Origin of the sequence: Pantoea sp. UBA6567, assembly GCF_002434165.1 — a bacterium.
Lineage (GTDB): Bacteria > Pseudomonadota > Gammaproteobacteria > Enterobacterales > Enterobacteriaceae > Pantoea > Pantoea eucrina.
The window spans coordinates 994,202-1,013,637 of the sequence record NZ_DJJN01000006.1; the positions used below are offsets into that span (position 1 = coordinate 994,202).

The window sequence follows — 19,436 nt, forward strand, 5'->3', positions numbered from 1 at the left end:
ATTGGCGACAGTCATACCGCAGTTTATGGCAAAATAGCGCCGTCATCGCCAGGAAAAACGAGAGTTAATGATGCAGGATCCCATTGCCCGCGAGGATATCAGCGCGGGCAACGATAACCTTTTGCTGAACGCCGCCGCCCCGGTGCTGAATGCTGTTGTCCGCATCCGGCAGGCTGCCACGCATGACGATCCGGCCGGGTTGCGCCAGCTGCTGATTGATGAAATCCGGCTGTTTGAACAGCGCTGCAAGCAGGCTGGCCTGCCGTTTGAGATGATCATCGGCGCACGCTACTGTCTTTGCAGCGTGCTGGATGAGGCGGCGGCACAGACGCCGTGGGGGACGCGCGGCGTCTGGTCAGGCAACGGCATGCTGGTGAGTTTTCACAATGAGAGCTGGGGGGGTGAAAAATTCTTTCAGCTTCTCTCCCGCGTTTCACAAAGTCCGCAGCAGCATCTCTGGCTGCTTGAAGTCATCCACTACTGTCTGCTGCTGGGATATGAAGGTCGCTACCGCGGCAGCGAAAGCGGCCGCACACAGTGTGAAGGGATCCGTAAACGTCTGGCGCAGCTGATCCACGACGCGCGCGCTGCAGAGAGTAGCACCGCAACGCCGCTGGTCGAGGTGCATCCGTTAGTGAACAGCCTGACGCGGCCGATGGTCCCGCTCTGGGCCTGTGCCACCGTGGCGGCGCTTATCGCCTGCATGGTCTACAGCATGCTGAACTGGCGGCTCGGCAATGCGGCTGAACCGCTGCTGCGCGATATCTATCAGACTCCCCTGCCGCAGATCATGCCCGGACGACGCCCCGCTTCACCGCAGGCGCTGCTCGATCTGCGCCAGCGTCTGAATGATGTGATTGCCGCCGGTCAGCTGGAAGTCAGCGATGGCGCGTTTGGCAGCAAAGTCATTATTCCCGCCGATAAACTTTTTGTTCCGGACGGCACCGTTGTAAACCCGGTCGGCCGCGCGCTGCTGGCGCACGTCGCCAGCGCTATGAAAAGCGTTAAAGGAACCGTTCTGGTCTCGGTCTATACCGATAACCGCGCCGTCGATGGCCGTTTCGCCTCCAGCTATGAATTTTCACTGGCCCGCGCGCGCGCTATTACGCAGCTGCTGACGACGCAGCTGGCGTCGGGGCAGAGCGTTAAAGCTGAGGGGCGCGGCGACAGTAATCCGCTGCTGCCTAACGACAGCAATGAAAACCGCGCCCGCAACCGCCGGGTTGAGATCACACTCTTCGCTGCGCCGGAAGCAGCGGCTACCCCGGAGGGCCAACGCTGATGCGCACATCTGTTCGTCACCTGCTGACTCATCGCCTGCTCTGGAGTCTGATTGGTGTTACCGCCCTCAGCTGCCTGGTGTGGATGCTTGGCCCGCTCTGGGTATGGGGTGAGACCCGACCGCTGGAGCCGGTTTTCTCCCGGCAGCTGGCCGTGGCCCTGCTCTTTTTTTGCTGGACGCTGTTTCAGCTTATTCCGGCAATATGGCGCGGCTGGTTCAATAGCAAGCTGCTGAATCGTCTCCAGAGCATGAGTCAGGAAGAGCTCTCCGATCGTCACTCCACCGAACAGGTGCTGGCACAGCGCTTTAGCGAAGCCGCGCTGCGTCTGAAACGCACGCAGTTTGGTCGCCATCATCAAAAAAGCTGGCTGGCGCGTTTTCAGAGTCACTATCTTTATGAGCTTCCGTGGTATCTGATTGTCGGCGCACCGGGCGCGGGCAAAACCACCGCGCTGCTGAACGCCGGCCTCTCTTTTCCCCTTACGGATACGCACGGCAATAGCGCAGTGCGTGGCGTAGGCGGCACCCGTCACTGCGACTGGTGGTTTACCGACAGCGCCGTGCTGATCGACACCGCCGGGCGCTATGCGCTGCAGGAGAGCCAGCGCGCGCGCGACAGCGCCGAGTGGCAGAGCTTTATCAACCTGCTCAAGCGCTACCGCACGCGTCAGCCAATTAATGGCGTGATCCTCACCATCAGCGTGGCCGACCTGCTGACCGACACCGCAGAGGCGCGGCATGCGCAGGCCACGGCGCTGCGCTGCCGTATGGCTGAGCTGCATCAGCAAACCGGTATCCATTTTCCGGTCTATATCATGGTAACCAAAACGGATCTGCTGAAGGGATTTCTGAGCTTTCATGCGGGCCTCAGCAAGCCGCAGCGGGATGCCATCTGGGGATTTACCTTTCCCTGGGAGCCGGGCAAACCTCACAAAGACGAGTGGCAGAGCAGTTTTACGGCACGTTTTCAGCGGCTTGAGCAGCAGCTTAAGCAGCAGCTGGCGGAGCGCATGGCGGCCGACCGCGATCTGATGCAGCGCGCTGACAGCTTTCTCTTTCCGCAGGAGTTTGGTTCCCTGCGCCCGCTGCTTAATGAGTATCTGGACGTGATCTTCTCCCGTCATGAGGAGGATATTGCCTGGTCTGCCCGCGGGCTGTTTTTTACCAGCGGGACCCAGGAAGGCCTGCCGTTTGACCGCATTATGGGCGCCCTTAATCGCAAGCTGCAGCTGCCGCAGAGCGGTGACCACACCCTGGCAGCCTGGGACAGCGTTAACCGCAGTAATCCTATTCCGGGCAATAAAGGCCAGAGCTACTTTATCCGCGATCTGCTCAGCGAACTGGTGTTTCGCGAAAGCGGCCTTGCCGGCAGCAACCACCATTGGGAATACCGCAACCGTCTGCTGCACTGGATCGGCTATGGCGCGCTGGCGGGTGCGCTGATCCTGCTGTGCGGCTTATGGCTTACCAGCTATGTGCAAAACCAGCGCTATCTTGATCAGGTGGCGAGCCGTATTGCGCCCCTGACGCAGCAGAGTCAGCAGGTCACACATCAGCCCGTCGATAATATTTTTGATCTGCTACCCTTCTTAAATAACCTGGTAAAGCTGCCGCTGTCCGAGCGCTTTTCGCTGGATAATCCGCCGCTTACTATGCGCGCCGGACTCTATCGCGGCACACAGGTCAGCGACGCGGCCTGGGTGCTTTATCAAAATGCGCTTAAGTCTCTGCTGCTGCCGCGGGTGGCGCAGCAGATCACGCATTTGCTGCGCGACGATCCTGGCGCCGATAACGCTTACAGCCGCAACGCGCTGCGCGCCTATCAGATGCTTTATCAGCCGCGAAATTACGACGGCACGTTTCTGCGCAGCTGGCTGATCGAAAATCTGCAGCGCACGCTGCCGGCCGATGTCAGCGTGCGCGATCTGCAGCAGCTCGACTGGCATCTCAGTCAGCTGCTCGATCAGCAGATACAATCTTCACCCTATGCACGTGATAACGCGCTGATGATGCGCAAGCTTGCAGAAAACCTGAAACGGGCGGGTCAGGAGAGCAGCGTGCTGGCGACCGCGCCAGAGGCCTCTGCCGGACAGCTGACCCGCTATAGTGAGTGACGGTGAGGTAAACATGGCGAACCACAGCGTGCCGGGCTGGTATGGCAAACTCCCCGCTACCGGCGATTTTTTGCGGCAGCGCCTGAGCGAGGCCACGGTCTCCCCCTGGAGTCACTGGTTTCAGCAGGGACTCACCCACTGGCATCAGCAGCAGCATGCCAGCACGCAGCTCTTTTTGCGCGCGCCGGTGTGGAACTTTGTTCTGCCGCTGTCGCCGCTGCGTCAGCAGGTGCAGATGGGCTGCCTGCTGCCCTCGTGCGATCGCGTAGGACGCGCCTGGCCGCTGCTGGCCCTGCGCACCTTTACGCTGAATGAGTGGCACCCGGCGCAGCTGACTATCTCCGGCGACTGGTTTCGCGAACTGGGCGGGCTGCTCTGGTCAGCGGTGCGCGAGCGCACCCTGCCGGAGAGCCTGGAAGCAGAGATGCAGCAGCTCTCACCCCTGCTGGTGCCCGGCAATCAGCGCAGCGATATTATGGATGTCATCGGTTTTGCGGATCTTCCCTGCACCCTGAGCTGGCAGGAAGTGGCAGAACGGTTTGAACCGCAGCAGCATATCAGCTACTGGTGGAGCAATCGCAGTGACGGCTTTGCCCACGCCACCCATAAACACAGCGGCCCGCTGACCGCAGAGCTTTTTTCACTGTTATTTAACCCGGCGGCGGGTGCGCAGCCGGGACGTAATGGCCTCTATCCACCCATGTTTGAATAAGCCGGCACGTTTGCCTTGTTAACGGGATGACTCATGCAATTTACCTTTGTGCAGTGCGATACGGATGTGCCCGCCAGAAGCGTCACCTTTATGCCGCCTGGCGGCACCATTGGCCGCAGTCAGGATAACGATCTGATCCTGCCTGATGAGACGCGCGCCATCTCACGCCTGCAGGCGCTTGTCCATCTCTCTGCCGAAGGGGAATGCCGTCTGACCGCACAGGGCAGCGTGACGGCGATTGAGCTCAATGGTCAGGTGGTGCAGCGGGGTGCCCAGGCCCTGCTGCAGCATGGCGATCGGCTGCAGATTGGTCAATATATGCTGGAAATTACCGATCCTGCGCATCAGCCTGCGCTACAGGACGATCCGCTGTCGTTTTTTAGCGAGGACGCCAGCGATCCACTTGGCATGCAGCAGGAGGCCGTCCTGAGTGCTGAGCTGATGCCGGAACCCCCTGCCCCGGTACGTCAGGAGCGGCGGCCCGATCCGCGGCTGGCCATCGATCCCGCCCGAGACAGCGCACCGCAAACCCGCCTGCCTGCAGAAGCCGGCGAGGAGAAGCTTATCGCCGCTCTGCTGGAGGGAATGGGACTCAATAATGGTCATCAGACATCGCTCGGTGAAGAGCAGATGCGCGTTACCGGTCGTATGCTCAGCCTGTTTTCTCAGGGAACCGTTGCCCTGCTCTCCTCGCGTTCAATTCTTAAGCGCGGCGTGAAAGCGGATATGACCATGATTCTGAACGAAGCCAATAATCCGTTTAAGATCCTGCCTTCCGGCAAAACCGTGCTGATGCAGATGTATCAGAGCCAGATGCCGGGTTTTATGCCGCCTGAAGCCGCAGTGCGCGATGCGCTGGTAGATTTGCAGGCGCATCAGCTGGGCATGATTGCCGGTATCCGGGCGATCATTGCTGCCATGTTGCAATCGTTTAATCCGCAGCGGCTGGAAGATCGCGCGCGCGAGGATGGCGCTCTGCCTAAAATCGCCTTCAGCAGCGGGCGCAAGGCCGCCCTGTGGGACGCCTTTACGCGACACTATCAGCGCACTGCCGGCGAGATTGAAGATGACTTCCATACGCTGTTTGGCGAAGCGTTTCTCAACGCGTATGACATGGAAGTTAATCAGTATAAAGATTCACAGACGCGGACGGATGAGACATGAAAATGATGTTTGCCAGCCGCTGTCAGCAGGGCCGGCGTGACGAAAATCAGGATCGCACTGGTGCGCAACTCGACGACGAGCGCGCCTGCTTTCTGGTGTGTGATGGCGTAGCCGGATTACCCGGTGGCGACTATGCAGCGCAGCTGGTGCGCGATACGCTCCTCAGCGCGGTGCAAAACAGCCGCAGCTTTACGCCTGCCACTACCCAGGCGGCTATCACTCTTTGTCAGCAAACGCTGGCGGCTGAGCAGGGGAAGAATCCGAAATTTTCCCGCATGAGCACCACGCTCGCGGCTCTGTTTATTGACCGTGAAAAACAGCGTGCATGGTGGGCGCACGCCGGTGATAGCCGGGTTTATCACTTTCGTCATGGTACGCTATGTGAGGTAACCCGGGACCATAGTCTGGCCCAACATCTGCAAGAGGCAGGCTATGAAAATTCCGGCATTAACAGTAATTTACTTTATAATGCCCTCGGCACTGAGCCGGTACGCCCGGTGACCTTCAGCAGCGCGATTGACCTCCAGGACGGCGATGCGTTTCTGGTCTGCACGGATGGCTTCTGGCTCAACCTGACCACGCAGGAGATGGAACAGGCGTTACGCATGGTTAACGCCTGTGAAGAGTGGCTGACGCTGATGGAACAGGCGGTCAATCGCAGCGACAAGCGGGACAACCTGAGCGCGCTGGCAATCTGGATTGGCGAACCGCAGGATGCCACGCTGCTCTATTCTCAGGCTGATGCGGCGCGCTTTGTGCCGCCTCACTATTGATTTGCAAGGATCCCTATGAAAGTGTGGTTGTCGGGCATTGCCGCCCTGCTGCTGGCCCAGAATGCACAGGCAGAAGATTATCGTGTGGTCTATTCGCCCAGCCTGGCGCTCGAGGTCTGGATCGACAACGTTGCCAGTAAAGCGCCCGACGACTGGTGCAAAGAGACGCTGCCGTTACGTATTGTCTCCGGTAAAAGCAGCGACACGCGCATTCTCACCAGCTTCCTGCCCCGGGTAGGCACGCTGCTGGCGAACCAGTGCGGCAGCCTTGACGAGCTGCCGTGGCAGATGATGACCAAAGAAGGCAGCGTGCTGGCTAACGGCAGCGCAGCAAAACTGCAGAACTGGCGCCCGATTATCCTGAATGATGCAACCGCCAGCGCCAGCGCCACCACCGCCGCACCGCTGGATCTCTCCCGTCCGGCGGACAACACGCCGCTGCAGCACTTTGCGCTGCCGGGCGGCTGTCATTTCCGCACCTGGTGGGACGACAAAGGTGCTTCGCTGTTTATTCCTGATGCGCCGGCGCAGCGCTGCTCAACGGAAGGCTGGCTGGAAGGCGCAGCCAGCATAACGCTGCTGAGTAAAGGTGAACCTGCAACGCTGCCGGTGACCTTTTATCAGGGGTATCCGGTCGCCAGCCTCGCGACCGGCAGCAAACCGCTGGAGATTGTCGCGGTCAATAAACAGCGAATGATTGTGACCCGGCCGGACGCTGCCGGGAGCTGGCTGGTGTTGCCGTTTGATGCGCGGGAGCATGTCTGGCGCTTTGGCGGTACCCTGCTGATTCAGATGGATAAAAAAGCTGGCAGTGACAGCAGCACGGTGAAAGCGCAGGTCGATCGTTTACGCGGCATCTGGTCGCCGCAGTTTATGCCACAGCAAAAAGTGACAGTGTTACTGATTGACACCCTGCATGCGGATCTCGCCGATCCGGCTATCGGTGCCTGGCGTAACATTAATTAATCAGCGATCGCTGCCTGCTGCCCCGCGGCAACAGGCACTACAGGATGTGTTCAGAGAACTCACTATGTCGGCAAACGAAAATCATATCCCTAATGCCCTGCCTGCGGGCTACCGGTTTAACGAGTTTGAAATCAGGGACGTCGTGGGCGGGGGCGGCTTTGGCATCGTCTACCGCGCCTGGGATCACCAGCTGGAACGGTTTATCGCCATCAAGGAGTATATGCCGCAGTCGCTGGCCGTGCGCGCTGCCGACATGTCGCTTGAACTGCGTGGTGAGCGCTTTCAGAAACTGTTCAACGCGGGCCGCAACAGCTTTATTCAGGAAGCACGCCTGCTGGCACGCTTTAATCATCCGGGGCTGCTGCACGTGCTGCGCTTCTGGGAAGAGAACGGCACCGCCTATATGGGCACGCTGTTCTATAGCGGTATGACGCTGAAAGCGTGGCAGGCGAGCCAGTCTGACGCCGTTGATGAAGCCTGGATCCGTCGCCTGCTTCCGCCGCTGTTTGGTGCCATCAACACCATTCATACTGCCGGCTATCTGCATCGCGACATCTCGCTGGATAATATTCAGATTCAGGATAACCAGCTGCCGGTACTGCTCGATTTTGGTTCAGCGCGTAAAGAGATCGGCAATCTGTCAGATGAAACTGAAATCATGCTGAAGCCGGGCTTTGCGCCGATCGAGCAATATAGCGAAGAGGGTGAGGTTGAACAGGGTCCGTGGACCGATATCTACGCGCTGGGGGCGGTATTACACACGCTGATTACCGGCCATGCGCCGCCGGTCAGCGTAGTGCGCTGCATTGAGGATAATTACCAGCCGCTTGCCGTCACCCGGCCTGAAGGCTATTCCCTGCCGCTGCTGCACGCCATCGACTGTGCGCTGGCGATGAAGCCTCAGGATCGTCCGCAGACCATCGACGCCTTTGCGCAACTTATCGATCTGCCGGTGAGCGATGCCGAAGCGCTCAGCACGCCGCTGCCGGTTGTTGCCCTGCCCGCCGGGCTGCCGGAGACCGCCGCTGAACCGGAACCTCCGCTGGTGGCGGTGAATCCCGCCGCCGCCGCTGAGCCGATCGCTGGCAGTGCAGCAGGCCGGCGCGTCTCGCCGGGTATAGTGGCGCTGGCTGCTGTGGCGCTGCTGGCTGTGGGTCTGGTCGTGTGGCAGACGGTGCGTCACAGTGAGACGCCGCCGGTCGCAGCCGCGCCGGAAGCCGCTGCGCCGGCAGCAACCAAGGTACCGGCGGCGGCGGCCAGTACGCCTGCCATTGCCACCATCTATCTGCAGCTGCAGTCAGGCGAAAGCGTCGTGCTGAATGGTGAAGTGCAGGATGTGAAAGCCGCCAGCAGCGGTTTTGCGTCACTCAATCTCGCTGCCGGCAGCTATCGTCTTGAGGTGCGGCATGGCGACCAGGTGCGCAGCCAGGCCCTGACGATTAAGCAGCCTGGTACCTGGCTCATTAACCCCGGTAATTAAGCCTGAGGTGCGCTGCGCTGCTGCAGCGCTCTTACCTCAGCGGCAAGACGCGTCAGCGCGGCTTCCTGCATGCCGCGTCTGACCAGCTCCTGCTCAAGCGAGAAAAGATACTGCGCATTGGTTCCGAGCGGCCCGCTCGCCTGCGCAATCAGGGGTGCAATGGTACTGCGGCAGGAGTCATCCTCATATAGCGGATGACGCGGATCCATGATGAACACCAGCGCGGTAACGCAGCGTCCATCCTCCAGCTGCAGCTCACACCAGGTGGGCAGATAGCAGCCGGTGATCATCTCGCGCTTCCAGAGCAGCTCCAGTTCTTCATGCAGGCGCGCCTCCGGCAGACGAAAGGCCAGGCCGCTGGTGCTGCCGCCCTCTTTCAGCGCCAGCATGCGTCCGGGTGCGGCCTCGGTGCCCCGTCCGGCGGTGAGCCGCAGGCAGAACGCACGATGCCACCCTTCCAGGCGCCCCGAAGCCACCTCCTCCGCGTCAAACACCGGGTTCCACATCAGCGAACCATAACCAAAGATCCACACCGGACTTTGATCGGGCCGACAGGCGAGCGTGGCAGAAAGCGAAGCGGCGCGCTTTTCACAGCTCCACAGCAGTGCTTCATCGATATCACCAAAGGATGTTTTGCAATCGGCTTTAAGTAAGAATTCCCGGGTTAACACTGCGATCTCCTCTACTGCCCTGGCATCCCGCACGCCTGGATCCCGAACCGGTATCCCGAAAACGACGCGCGTCGGCACAGTCAGAAACAGTAATGCATTCATTGCTGCGGTTTCAAGATTGTCCTGACGCTTTTCACATAAAGAACTGTTTCAGAGTATCGGCGGGCGGGAAAAAATAATGAGAGGATTAAAACCGGGGATGATGCGGGCTCTTCAGGCCCGCAGCAGCAACTACTTTTTCGGATGCCACTTGTCGTCGTCACCTTTCACGTAGTCATGCTTTACTGCCGCCCAGGCGACCTTGTGTGCGACCTCTTCCCGTGATGCGTCGCCCCGCCGATCCTCTTTATCCTTGTACTGATCCCAGGCGCTGTTAAACGCGTTCTGGTAAATGGTTTGTGCATGAGCCGGCAGCACATGACGCACGCTGTCCGGCAGTTCGCTGGTTGATGAATAAGGCATAGCTCCTCCGGTATCAGGTATCACTTAAAGTCTGGAACAGCTTAGCTAAAATGCAAATGCTGTCTTTTGCCGCTCATAGCTGAAGTGGCCTGCATAAGGCAAAAAAAAGCCTGTCATTGCAGCCGTTAAACAACATTTTCTGTGCTCTGTCTGCTTAACCGCAGTTTATATTTAGCTGAATTGAAATATAAATATGACAATAACTTCCTGTTTAAGCCACCAGGAGCAATAAAGTGCAAAAAGTAAAGTCGCGTAAAAAAACTGTTCAGCGAGTGATGAAAAGCTACACTGCGACAGTGTAATTAATGCGTATAGTTAACAGGCAATGACGCCAGTTTTTAAACATTTTGCTAATGGGGATGGTGAATGCCTGGACATGAGAAAACACGACACAGCGAGTTTTCGCTGATTCTTCCCGTTGCTGCGCTGACGGTGCTGACCTTTTTTGGCGATCAGACAGCGCTTCTGCCGGTTATCGGTATCAACCTGCTGGCACTGGTGGCTATTCTGAGCAGCGCTTTCAGCGTTGTGCGCCATGCTGACGTGCTGGCTCACCGGCTGGGCGAACCTTACGGCTCGCTGATCCTCAGCCTCTCCGTGGTGATTCTGGAGGTCAGCCTGATCTCTGCGCTGATGGCAACGGGCGACGCCGCACCGGCACTGATGCGCGACACACTCTATTCCATCATTATGATCGTCACATCCGGGCTGGTAGGCTGCGCGCTGCTGCTGGGAGGCAGAAAATTCGCTACTCAGTACGTCAATCTGGCCGGCGTCAAACAGTATATGATTGCCATCTTCCCGCTTGCCATTCTGGTACTGGTATTCCCGAACGCCCTGCCGGGCGGCAATTTCACCACCGCACAGGCGCTGATTATCGCGGCTATCTCTGCGGCGATGTATGGCGTTTTCCTGCTGATTCAAACCAAAACGCACCAGAGCCTGTTTGTCTATGAGCATGAGGATGAGGGGGACGATCCGCATCACGGTAAGCCTTCAGCACACAGCTCGCTGTGGCATACAATCTGGCTGATCGTCCATCTGATTGCGGTTATCAGCGTGACTAAAATGAACGCTAACCCGCTTGAGCTGCTGCTCACAGAGCTTAACGCTCCGGAACAGTTTACCGGCTTCCTCGTCGCGCTGCTGATCCTTTCACCGGAAGGGCTGGGTGCCATCCGGGCGGTACTGACCAACCAGGTGCAGCGCGCCATGAACCTGTTTTTCGGCTCCGTGCTGGCGACAATCTCACTTACCGTGCCCGCGGTCAGTATCATCGCCACGCTGACGGGTCAGACGCTGATTTTTGGCCTGGAGCCACCGCATATGGTCATGCTCATCGCCGTTCTGATCCTGTGCCATATTTCGTTTTCAACCGGCCGAACGAATGTGCTTAACGGTGCGGCACATCTGGCGCTGTTCGCCGGTTATCTGCTGACAATAATGCTCTGACCGGATACACCGCGAAAACAAAAAAGGCACCCTTACGGGTGCCTTTTTATTTGCCAGAGGCTGTCAGCTGCTGGTGTCCAGCGCCGGGAAGCTCTTGACCAGATCGTCAATCGCTTTCATCTGCGCCAGGAACGGCTCCAGTTTATCCAGCGGCAGCGCGGAAGGACCGTCGCATTTTGCACTGTTTGGCTCCGGATGCGCTTCGATGAAGAGGCCGGCAATACCCACGGCCATACCGGCACGCGCCAGCTCGGCAACCTGAGCACGGCGACCGCCCGATGCGGCACCAAACGGATCGCGCGTCTGCAGCGCATGCGTCACGTCGAAAATGACCGGGCTGTTGTTAGTGACTTTCTTCATCACGTTAAAGCCCAGCATATCCACAACCAGGTTGTCATAACCGAAGTTGCTGCCGCGATCGCACAGGATAACTTTATCGTTACCGCCTTCCGCAAACTTATCCACGATATTACCCATCTGGCCCGGGCTGACAAACTGCGGTTTTTTAACGTTAATTACCGCGCCGGTTTTTGCCATCGCCTCTACCAGGTCCGTCTGGCGTGCCAGAAACGCTGGCAGCTGAATAACATCAACCACATCGGCAACCGGCTGCGCCTGCCAGGATTCATGGACGTCGGTGATGATTTTCACGCCGAACGTCTGCTTCAGCTCCTGAAAAATCTTCATCCCCTCGTCCAGACCCGGACCGCGATACGATTTAATCGAGGAGCGGTTTGCCTTGTCAAAAGAGGCTTTGAAAACGTAAGGGATACCCAGCTTGTCAGTAACCGTCACGTAGTGCTCACAGATGCGCATCGCCAGCTCGCGTGATTCCAGTACGTTCATGCCGCCAAACAGCACAAACGGCAGATCGTTTGCGACATCGATATCGCCAATTTTAACTACTTTCTCTGTCATGACCTTTCCTTATGCCGGCAACGCTTAGTGTAGCGTGACCTGTTTCTGTTCGATTGCGTGGATCTGTACTTTAATCATTTCACTCACCGGATCTTCCGGGCACTGCTCAACAAAATAGGTTAAGTCAGTGAGCGCAATATGCTCGCACTCCAGCTGGGCGTAGATGAGACCGCGATCGCGGATTTCATAGGGGTCGTCAGGATCGATCTCCAGCAGTACTTTACTGACATTCAGCGCCAGCTCCATCTGCTTCTCTTCCATCAGCGCCGCTTTCAGCGTGTCGAGCATTTTCCGCATTACGCTGAGCGTTTTGGCTTCATCCAGATCGTCGGTATAGAGTTTGGCCGTGGGGCTGATATTGCCCTTCAGCCAGACCTCAAGCGTATGGGTATCGAGCGTTTCACCGTTAAACGGATTGATCAGCCACATTTCGCCATCCAGCCAGTCTGCGCGCAGAATCAGCTGAGTCGGAAAAATCACCGGCATCAGCGGCAGCTCCAGCTGCTCGGCGATATGCAGCAGTATCACGCCGAGCGACACCGCCGTGCCCTGACGGCTTTTCAGCACTTTATCAATCCAGAGTGCATCTGACAGGTTGTAGACACCGCTGGCGCCGCCAAAGCCCCATTCGCGATAGAACAGCTCCAGCAGCTTTTCCAGCCGCAGATCGGCATCTGTGGCGCTGCTGATATAATCGCGCGCTTCTTCCACCAGTTTTGACAGCTGCTGCTGAACCGAAGGCGCGGAAAAATCGTCGCGGATAGCGCAGGTTGCGCCGATGACCGCTTCACTTAACGGTGATTCATTAAAATCAAATTCTACTGATGAGGTCATACTATCCCCAAAATCGGCATTTTGGTCATCGCCAGTTTGCCTGCAAACAGCAGAGCAACCAGCGCAAGCAGGCAGGCGATCCAGCGCGTGCTCAGCTTCCGCGGACGACGACTCAGTGCCACAAAACCCAAGGCGACGTAGATAATAACCGCTAACAGCTTCTCCGTCAGCCAGCTTCCTTGTGGTGTGAAAGGATAAAAGTGAGTAATTATCACCAGCAGCGCGCCGCTCAGCAGTAAAAACGTGTCGCACAGGTGCGGCACAATCCGCACCCAGCGCTGCTGCAGCAAGCCTGAAGCGGTCGTCAGCCAGTAAAAGCGCAGCAGAAACAGGCTGACGCTGACTATCACGATAAAAATATGAAACTGCTTAATCTGCGGATACCAGCTGGCCATCCAGTGCCCCTTTATGCATATTGCCCAAGCGTCACGCGCGGATTGCCGCCGTAGTCGTTGAGAGTGGTAACCTGCTGATAGCCCTGCTCAAGCATCAGGGTGCGCACGGCGGCATCCTGCTGCCAGCCGTGTTCCAGCAGCAGCCAGCCCTGCGGCTGCAGCCACGCCGGGGCGCTGTGAATGATAAAACGAATATCAGCCAGTCCGGCGTCATCGGCTACCAGCGCGCTGCGCGGCTCAAAACGCACGTCGCCCTGCAGCAGATGCGCATCGTCCATGTCGATATAAGGTGGGTTGCTGGCGATGAGGTGATAACGGGTCGCAGGCAGGCTGTCAAACCAGTGGCTGAGCTGAAAGCGGGCGTTGGTGAGACCCAGCCGTGCCGCATTCTCCTGCGCCAGCGCAACGGCAGCGGGAATGCGATCGCAGCCGGTGATCTGCGCGTCAGGTCGTTCACTGGCGAGCGCCAGCGCAATAGCACCGGTGCCGGTGCCCAGATCAAGCACGTGACAGGGTCCCGCAGGCAGACGCAGCAGCGCCTGTTCTACCAGCACTTCAGTATCCGGACGCGGGATCAGCGTGGCGTCACTGACGCGCAGCGGCAGCGACCAGAACTCCCGCTCGCCCGTCAGATGAGCGATCGGTTCACCCCGCTGACGGCGCGCCTGCAGCTGCTCCAGCTGTGCCAGCTGTGCGTCGCTCAGCGGGTGCTCATCAAAGGCCAGCAGCCAGCTGCGCGTTTTGCCGGTCACAAAGCTGAGCAGGATCTCGGCGTCCCGCTTCGGACTTTCGCCTCCGCTCAGCGCCGTCATAGCCAGCTGACGCCAGCGGCGGATCTCCATCAATCCTGTCCGGCCAGCGCGGCGAGCTGATCGGCCTGATACTCCTGAACGATCGGCTCGATCAGCGTATCCAGCTTGCCTTCCATGGTTTCATCCAGCCGGTAAAGCGTGAGGTTAATGCGGTGATCGGTCACGCGTCCCTGCGGGAAATTATAGGTGCGGATACGGTCGGAGCGATCGCCGCTGCCAAGCAGGTTGCGCCGGGTTGATGCCTCAGCCGCATGGCGTTTTGCCATCTCAGCCGCGTGAATACGCGCACCCAGCACCGCCAGCGCTTTGGCTTTGTTTTTATGCTGTGAACGCTCATCCTGACACTCAACCACAATGCCGGTAGGCAGGTGGGTGATGCGGATAGCCGAGTCGGTGGTGTTGACGTGCTGTCCGCCCGCGCCTGAGGAGCGGAAGGTATCGATTTTCAGATCGGACGGATTAATGTCCGGCAGTTCCGCTTCCGGCAGCTCCGGCATAACGGCTACGGTACAGGCCGAGGTGTGGATACGCCCCTGCGATTCAGTTTCCGGCACGCGCTGAACGCGATGACCACCCGACTCAAACTTCATCCGCCCGTAAGCGCCCTCGCCCGTCACCCGCGCGATCACCTCTTTATAGCCGCCATGCTCGCCTTCATTGGCGCTCATGATCTCTACCTGCCAGCGCCGCCCTTCAGCGTAACGGCTGTACATCCGGAACAGATCGCCGGCAAAAATCGCCGCTTCGTCGCCGCCGGTTCCGGCACGCACTTCAATAAAGCAGGGGCGTTCGTCATCCGGATCTTTCGGCAGCAGCAGCACCTGCAGCTGCTGCTCAAGCACCTCGCGTTTGTCGCGCGCCACTCTGAGTTCGTCCTGCGCCATTTCGCGCATTTCCGGGTCCTCAAGCAGCATTTCAGCGGTATCCACATCATCCTGCACCTGCTGCCAGTCGCGGAAGCAGCGGGTCACATCGCTCAGCTGGGCATATTCGCGTGACAGCGCGCGGAAACGTTCCTGATTGCCAATCACGCCGGCATCGCCCAGTAACGCTTCCACTTCTTCATGGCGTTCCTGTAACGCTTCCAGCTTGGCAATAATCGAGCTTTTCATCTAATTGTAGGTATCCCGGTGATAGGTCGTGACAGCGGAGATTACTCTAAACCGAGGCTGTCGCGTAAGATCTGCAGGCGTTCGCCATCGCCATCGCGGGCGGCCTGCTGAAGTGATTTGGTTGGCGCATGGATCAGGCGGTTGGTGAGTTTATGTGCCAGCTCCTGCAGCACTTTTTCTGCGTCTGCTCCCTGCCGCAGCGCAGCCAGCGCGCGCTCCTGCAGTTCAGCGCGCACCTGCTCTGCCTGCATGCGGTATTCACGGATCGATTCGCCGGCGCTTTGCGCGCGCAGCCACGCCATAAACTCTCCGCTCTCCTGCACGACAATGCTTTCCGCCTGCAGGGCTGCCGCTTTACGCTGCGCCATATTCTGCTCAATGATCGCCTGCAGATCGTCGACGCTGTAGAGGTAGGCGTTGGGCAGCTTGCCCACTTCAGGCTCAACGTCGCGCGGTACGGCGATATCCACCAGCAGCATCGGCTGATTACGTCGCGCTTTCAGCGCACGCTCCACCATGCCTTTACCAATAATTGGCAGCTGGCTGGCGGTAGAGGAGATAATGATATCAGCTTCAGAAAGACGGGTTTCAATCTCAGCGAGGTTGATCACCTCGGCACCCACCTCGTCAGCCAGCAGCTGAGCACGTTCGCGGGTGCGGTTCGCGATCATCAGTTTTTTTACGCTGTGCTCGCGCAAATGGCGTGCGACCAGCTCAATGGTTTCGCCCGCCCCGACCAGCAGCACATTAACGGTGCTGAGCGACTCAAATATCTGCCGCGCCAGCGAGCAGGCGGCAAACGCAACAGAGACCGCGCTGGCGCCGATTTCGGTTTCGGTCCGCACGCGCTTGGCCACGGAGAAGGTTTTCTGGAACATACGCTCCAGCTCGCTGGTCAGCGCCCGGTCGCGTGAGGAGTCGGCATGCGCCTTTTTCACCTGACCGAGGATTTGCGGCTCACCCAGTACCAGCGAATCGAGGCCGCTGGCTACGCGCATCAGATGGCTGACCGCAGCGTTATCCTGGTGCCAGTAAAGGCTGTTGCGTACGTCCGCTTCCGGCAAATTATGATAATCACATAGCCAGCGCACCAGCTTCTCCTGCAAATCCGCCTGCTGCTCTACACTGAGGTAGAGTTCGGTGCGGTTACAGGTCGAGAGTACCACCCCGCTCTGTACCATTGGCTGCGACAGCAGGCTGTTCAGCGCCTGGTCAAGCGTGTCCGGCGTAAACGACACGCGTTCACGCAGAGCGACAGGAGCAGTTTTGTGATTGATTCCGAGTGCCAGGAGCGTCATGTGATTGCGGCTGGGAAGTCCCATTGATTGTCTGGTTTTGTGAAGCGCATTCTACAAGATGCGGCAGATCATGGAAAGCCATACAAAGACTATGACAGTGATAAGATTAAACTGATCGTGCGCAATTTTCCGCTGGCCGGCATTGACGGTTCTCAGGCGGGCAGTTAGCGTTATCGGTTACGAATTAAAAACGTGTCTGAGGAGATGACCACGTGATGCCATTGCCCACGCGCAAACTGTTGCGCCTTTTACCCCTTGCCAGCGTTCTGCTGGCGGCCTGCAGCATCAACAAACCGCAGCAGGGCGCAGGGCCCGCTACCACCGCACCGCAGTGGCAACAGCACCAGCAGCAGGTAGCCGGTATCAGCCATTATCAGACGCGCGGCGCCTTTGCTTATCTGTCCGATAAACAGAAGGTCTACGCCCGCTTCAACTGGCAGCAGACCGCCCCTGACCGCTATCGTCTGCTGCTGACCAACCCGCTGGGCAGCACCGAACTGCAGCTGGATGCGCAGGGCTCCGTGGTGCAGATTGTTGACAACAAGGGCAAGCGCTACACCAGCAACGATGCTGAGAAAATGATTTCGCAGCTCACCGGCATGGATATTCCGCTGGCCAACCTGCGGCAGTGGATGATGGGTCTGCCGGGCGATGCCACCGATTATCAGCTCAATAATAGCTACCAGCTGAAAAGCCTGAGCTACAGCCGCAACGGCCAGCAGTGGCACGTCGCTATCGGCGACTACGACACGAAAGTCACGCCCTCTCTGCCCGCTAATCTGGAGCTGACCGAAGGTGACCAGCGTATCAAACTGCGTATGGATAGCTGGACCCTGCAATGATGACCACCTGGCCCGCTCCGGCAAAACTTAATCTGTTTCTCTACATTACCGGCCAGCGCGCTGACGGCTACCACAATCTGCAAACGCTGTTTCAGTTTCTTGATGCCGGCGATACGCTGGAGATGACGCCGGACCGCAGCGGGCGCATCAGCCTGCTGACGCCGCTGGCCGGCGTGGCGGACGCTGACAATCTGATTGTACGCGCGGCGCTGGCGCTGAAGCAGGCGGCGGTGGCAAAAGGCACGCTTGACGATCGCGCGGGCGCGCAGATTGCGCTGGAAAAAAAACTGCCGATGGGCGGCGGGCTGGGCGGCGGCTCCTCGGATGCCGCCACGGTGCTGGTGGCGCTGAACCACCTGTGGCAGTGCAGGCTGAGCACAGATGAACTGGCTGCGCTTGGCGTCACGCTGGGTGCCGATGTGCCGGTGTTTGTGCGCGGCCACGCTGCGTTTGCCGAAGGCGTCGGGGAGCTGCTGCAGCCCGCCTCGCCGCCAGAAAAGTGGTATCTGGTGGCGCATCCGGGCGTAAGTATCGCTACGCCCGATATCTTCCGCGATCCCGATCTGACGCGCAATTCACCGATACGCACATTAGATGAACTGTTAAGCCTGCCTTTTCACAATGATTGTGAAGCTGTGGCAAGAAAACGTTTTCGTGAGGTTGATGCGCTGCTTTCCTGGCTGCTAGAATACGCGCCGTCGCGCCTGACCGGGACCGGCGCTTGCGTGTTTGCTGAATTTGACACCGAGTCCGACGCTCGTCAGGTGCTGGAGCTTGCCCCGAAATGGATTCGCGGATTTGTGGCGCGCGGGCTTAACCTCTCGCCGTTGCAGCAAATCCTTTCCGGGCTTTAAGCGTTTACGTGACCGTATTACCCGTTCCAGATATGGCACGTTGCGCATTAACACACCGTATGAACAGGCTCAAACATATTCGCCGGTTATGTTTGAGCGGTTCATTCTCTGGACGTCCAAGCCTGAGGTTCTTCTCGTGCCTGATATGAAGCTATTTGCTGGTAACGCCACCCCGGAACTAGCACAACGTATTGCCAACCGCCTTTACACCAGCCTCGGAGACGCCGCTGTCGGTCGTTTCAGCGACGGCGAAGTAAGTGTACAGATTAACGAAAATGTACGCGGTGGCGATATTTTCATCATCCAGTCCACCTGTGCCCCCACCAACGATAATCTGATGGAGCTGGTTGTGATGGTCGACGCGCTGCGTCGGGCTTCTGCTGGTCGAATTACCGCTGTTATCCCCTATTTCGGTTATGCCCGTCAGGATCGCCGCGTGCGCTCAGCGCGTGTACCGATCACCGCTAAAGTGGTGGCTGACTTCCTCTCCAGCGTCGGCGTGGATCGCGTGCTGACCGTTGATCTGCATGCCGAACAGATCCAGGGCTTCTTTGATGTGCCGGTAGACAACGTCTTCGGCAGCCCGATTCTGCTGGAAGATATGCTGCAGCTTGGCCTGGAAAACCCTATCGTGGTTTCCCCGGATATTGGTGGTGTGGTGCGCGCCCGCGCAATTGCCAAACTGCTTAATGACACGGATATGGCTATCATCGACAAACGTCGCCCGCGCGCGAATGTTTCTCAGGTTATGCATATTATTGGTGATGTCGCAGGCCGTGACTGCGTGCTGGTCGACGATATGATCGACACCGGCGGTACGCTGTGCAAAGCGGCTGAAGCACTGAAAGAGCGTGGTGCCAAGCGCGTATTCGCGTATGCCACCCACCCTATCTTCTCAGGCAACGCGGTTGAAAATCTGCGCAAGTCCGTGATTGATGAAGTAATTGTTTGCGATACCATCCCGCTCTCGGAAGAGATGAAAGCGCTGCCAAACGTGCGCACGCTGACGCTTTCCGGCATGCTGGCTGAAGCTATTCGTCGTATCAGTAACGAAGAATCTATCTCTGCTATGTTTGAACATTAATTGTTCACGCTTAACCGGGCCTCGCGCCCGGTTTTTTATGCTTATCCGCTTCCTCCTGCCTTGCTGAAGCTGCTTTTTCCCGCGCGCTTCGCCCTATAAATTTTTAGTCTGTGCACTATTTCCCCTGCCTTCTGCTCTTTTTCACTTTCGCGCTGTCCGGCACTTCAGCAGCCCCGGAAATAGTGCTATTTTCAGCGCCACTTTTTTCCGG

19 protein-coding genes are annotated in these 19,436 nt (G+C 58.3%); 11 read left to right on the forward strand and 8 right to left on the reverse strand.

The annotated features are described in order from the left end of the window. Nucleotides 1–67 precede the first annotated feature (67 nt). From icmH to B4M48_RS10780, 7 genes are all read left to right on the forward strand, one after another. A complete protein-coding gene (icmH, locus tag B4M48_RS10750; RefSeq protein ID WP_071668898.1) occupies nt 68–1,282 on the forward strand; it encodes a type IVB secretion system protein IcmH/DotU in 1,215 nt (404 codons plus the stop codon). Next, nucleotides 1,282–3,396 (forward strand): type VI secretion system membrane subunit TssM, encoded by a 2,115-nt coding sequence (gene tssM, locus B4M48_RS10755; protein ID WP_288656660.1) that lies wholly within the window; start codon nt 1,282–1,284, stop codon nt 3,394–3,396. Before icmH ends, tssM begins: the two co-directional genes overlap by 1 nt. Before the next feature lie 13 nt (nt 3,397–3,409). Then, nucleotides 3,410–4,108, forward strand: coding sequence for a type VI secretion system-associated protein TagF (gene tagF, locus B4M48_RS10760; RefSeq protein WP_071668900.1), 699 nt, complete (start codon nt 3,410–3,412; stop codon nt 4,106–4,108). A gap of 33 nt (nt 4,109–4,141) precedes the next feature. Further along, nucleotides 4,142–5,272, forward strand: a complete 1,131-nt coding sequence (tagH, locus tag B4M48_RS10765) for a type VI secretion system-associated FHA domain protein TagH (protein WP_039384924.1) — start codon at nt 4,142–4,144, stop codon at nt 5,270–5,272. Further along, nucleotides 5,269–6,045 carry a PP2C family protein-serine/threonine phosphatase gene (locus B4M48_RS10770; protein ID WP_071668902.1) on the forward strand — a complete coding sequence of 259 codons (777 nt, stop codon included), beginning with the start codon at nt 5,269–5,271 and terminating at the stop codon, nt 6,043–6,045. The genes tagH and B4M48_RS10770 overlap by 4 nt, the downstream gene beginning before the upstream one ends. Nucleotides 6,046–6,060: 15 nt before the next feature. Beyond that, the gene (locus B4M48_RS10775; protein ID WP_071668903.1) at nt 6,061–7,011 is read left to right on the forward strand and encodes a hypothetical protein; all 951 of its coding nucleotides are present in this window, start codon (nt 6,061–6,063) and stop codon (nt 7,009–7,011) included. 64 nt (nt 7,012–7,075) lie between these two features. After that, nucleotides 7,076–8,491 carry a serine/threonine protein kinase gene (locus tag B4M48_RS10780; protein WP_108569399.1) on the forward strand — a complete coding sequence of 472 codons (1,416 nt, stop codon included), beginning with the start codon at nt 7,076–7,078 and terminating at the stop codon, nt 8,489–8,491. Here B4M48_RS10780 and B4M48_RS10785 read toward each other — a convergent pair. Continuing rightward, nucleotides 8,488–9,162 (reverse strand): gamma-glutamylcyclotransferase, encoded by a 675-nt coding sequence (locus tag B4M48_RS10785; RefSeq protein WP_166713929.1) that lies wholly within the window; start codon nt 9,160–9,162, stop codon nt 8,488–8,490. The two genes, B4M48_RS10780 and B4M48_RS10785, sit on opposite strands and share 4 nt — an antisense overlap. A 231-nt stretch (nt 9,163–9,393) precedes the next feature. Continuing rightward, on the reverse strand, nt 9,394–9,624 hold the full coding sequence (chaB, locus tag B4M48_RS10790; RefSeq protein WP_039384929.1) for a putative cation transport regulator ChaB: 231 nt from the start codon (nt 9,622–9,624) through the stop codon (nt 9,394–9,396). A 366-nt stretch (nt 9,625–9,990) separates the two neighbouring features. Here chaB and chaA point away from each other — a divergent pair, with 366 nt between their 5' ends. Beyond that, nucleotides 9,991–11,076: a sodium-potassium/proton antiporter ChaA gene (chaA, locus tag B4M48_RS10795; RefSeq protein WP_039384935.1), complete on the forward strand. Its 1,086-nt coding sequence runs from the start codon at nt 9,991–9,993 to the stop codon at nt 11,074–11,076. A gap of 63 nt (nt 11,077–11,139) precedes the next feature. Here chaA and kdsA read toward each other — a convergent pair whose 3' ends face one another. The 6 genes from kdsA to hemA are packed head-to-tail and all read right to left on the reverse strand — an operon-like array spanning nt 11,140 to nt 16,445. After that, on the reverse strand, nt 11,140–11,994 hold the full coding sequence (gene kdsA / locus B4M48_RS10800; protein WP_039384940.1) for a 3-deoxy-8-phosphooctulonate synthase: 855 nt from the start codon (nt 11,992–11,994) through the stop codon (nt 11,140–11,142). Between the two features lie 24 nt (nt 11,995–12,018). Beyond that, nucleotides 12,019–12,828, reverse strand: a complete 810-nt coding sequence (gene sirB1, locus B4M48_RS10805; RefSeq protein WP_039384942.1) for an invasion regulator SirB1 — start codon at nt 12,826–12,828, stop codon at nt 12,019–12,021. Beyond that, nucleotides 12,825–13,223 (reverse strand): SirB2 family protein, encoded by a 399-nt coding sequence (locus tag B4M48_RS10810; RefSeq protein ID WP_039384943.1) that lies wholly within the window; start codon nt 13,221–13,223, stop codon nt 12,825–12,827. Before B4M48_RS10810 ends, sirB1 begins: the two co-directional genes overlap by 4 nt. Before the next feature lie 11 nt (nt 13,224–13,234). Next, complete coding sequence (prmC, locus tag B4M48_RS10815) at nt 13,235–14,065, reverse strand: peptide chain release factor N(5)-glutamine methyltransferase (protein WP_288656664.1); 831 nt, start codon at nt 14,063–14,065, stop codon at nt 13,235–13,237. Next, complete coding sequence (gene prfA, locus B4M48_RS10820) at nt 14,065–15,147, reverse strand: peptide chain release factor 1 (protein ID WP_071668904.1); 1,083 nt, start codon at nt 15,145–15,147, stop codon at nt 14,065–14,067. The genes prmC and prfA overlap by 1 nt, the downstream gene beginning before the upstream one ends. Nucleotides 15,148–15,188: 41 nt before the next feature. Continuing rightward, a complete protein-coding gene (gene hemA / locus B4M48_RS10825; RefSeq protein WP_071668905.1) occupies nt 15,189–16,445 on the reverse strand; it encodes a glutamyl-tRNA reductase in 1,257 nt (418 codons plus the stop codon). Between the two features lie 215 nt (nt 16,446–16,660). Between hemA and lolB the strand changes: the two genes are divergently transcribed. The 3 genes from lolB to prs all read left to right on the forward strand — a co-directional run bounded on the left by lolB (nt 16,661) and on the right by prs (nt 19,225). Further along, the gene (gene lolB / locus B4M48_RS10830; RefSeq protein ID WP_039384950.1) at nt 16,661–17,287 is read left to right on the forward strand and encodes a lipoprotein insertase outer membrane protein LolB; all 627 of its coding nucleotides are present in this window, start codon (nt 16,661–16,663) and stop codon (nt 17,285–17,287) included. Continuing rightward, the gene (gene ispE / locus B4M48_RS10835; RefSeq protein WP_039384952.1) at nt 17,284–18,141 is read left to right on the forward strand and encodes a 4-(cytidine 5'-diphospho)-2-C-methyl-D-erythritol kinase; all 858 of its coding nucleotides are present in this window, start codon (nt 17,284–17,286) and stop codon (nt 18,139–18,141) included. Before lolB ends, ispE begins: the two co-directional genes overlap by 4 nt. Before the next feature lie 136 nt (nt 18,142–18,277). Then, a complete protein-coding gene (gene prs, locus B4M48_RS10840) occupies nt 18,278–19,225 on the forward strand; it encodes a ribose-phosphate diphosphokinase (protein WP_104085358.1) in 948 nt (315 codons plus the stop codon). Nucleotides 19,226–19,436: the final 211 nt, after the last annotated feature.

Coding starts and splice junctions, on each gene's coding strand:
- sirB1 (WP_039384942.1), bottom strand. CDS start 12,828: ATGACCTCATCAGTAGAATTTGATTTTAATGAATCACCGTTAAGTGAA.
- B4M48_RS10810 (WP_039384943.1), bottom strand. CDS start 13,223: ATGGCCAGCTGGTATCCGCAGATTAAGCAGTTTCATATTTTTATCGTG.
- ispE (WP_039384952.1), top strand. CDS start 17,284: ATGATGACCACCTGGCCCGCTCCGGCAAAACTTAATCTGTTTCTCTAC.
- prmC (WP_288656664.1), bottom strand. CDS start 14,065: ATGGAGATCCGCCGCTGGCGTCAGCTGGCTATGACGGCGCTGAGCGGA.
- tssM (WP_288656660.1), top strand. CDS start 1,282: ATGCGCACATCTGTTCGTCACCTGCTGACTCATCGCCTGCTCTGGAGT.
- hemA (WP_071668905.1), bottom strand. CDS start 16,445: ATGACGCTCCTGGCACTCGGAATCAATCACAAAACTGCTCCTGTCGCT.
- kdsA (WP_039384940.1), bottom strand. CDS start 11,994: ATGACAGAGAAAGTAGTTAAAATTGGCGATATCGATGTCGCAAACGAT.
- B4M48_RS10775 (WP_071668903.1), top strand. CDS start 6,061: ATGAAAGTGTGGTTGTCGGGCATTGCCGCCCTGCTGCTGGCCCAGAAT.
- icmH (WP_071668898.1), top strand. CDS start 68: ATGATGCAGGATCCCATTGCCCGCGAGGATATCAGCGCGGGCAACGAT.
- tagF (WP_071668900.1), top strand. CDS start 3,410: ATGGCGAACCACAGCGTGCCGGGCTGGTATGGCAAACTCCCCGCTACC.
- chaA (WP_039384935.1), top strand. CDS start 9,991: ATGCCTGGACATGAGAAAACACGACACAGCGAGTTTTCGCTGATTCTT.
- B4M48_RS10770 (WP_071668902.1), top strand. CDS start 5,269: ATGAAAATGATGTTTGCCAGCCGCTGTCAGCAGGGCCGGCGTGACGAA.
- chaB (WP_039384929.1), bottom strand. CDS start 9,624: ATGCCTTATTCATCAACCAGCGAACTGCCGGACAGCGTGCGTCATGTG.
- lolB (WP_039384950.1), top strand. CDS start 16,661: ATGCCATTGCCCACGCGCAAACTGTTGCGCCTTTTACCCCTTGCCAGC.
- prfA (WP_071668904.1), bottom strand. CDS start 15,147: ATGAAAAGCTCGATTATTGCCAAGCTGGAAGCGTTACAGGAACGCCAT.
- B4M48_RS10780 (WP_108569399.1), top strand. CDS start 7,076: ATGTCGGCAAACGAAAATCATATCCCTAATGCCCTGCCTGCGGGCTAC.
- tagH (WP_039384924.1), top strand. CDS start 4,142: ATGCAATTTACCTTTGTGCAGTGCGATACGGATGTGCCCGCCAGAAGC.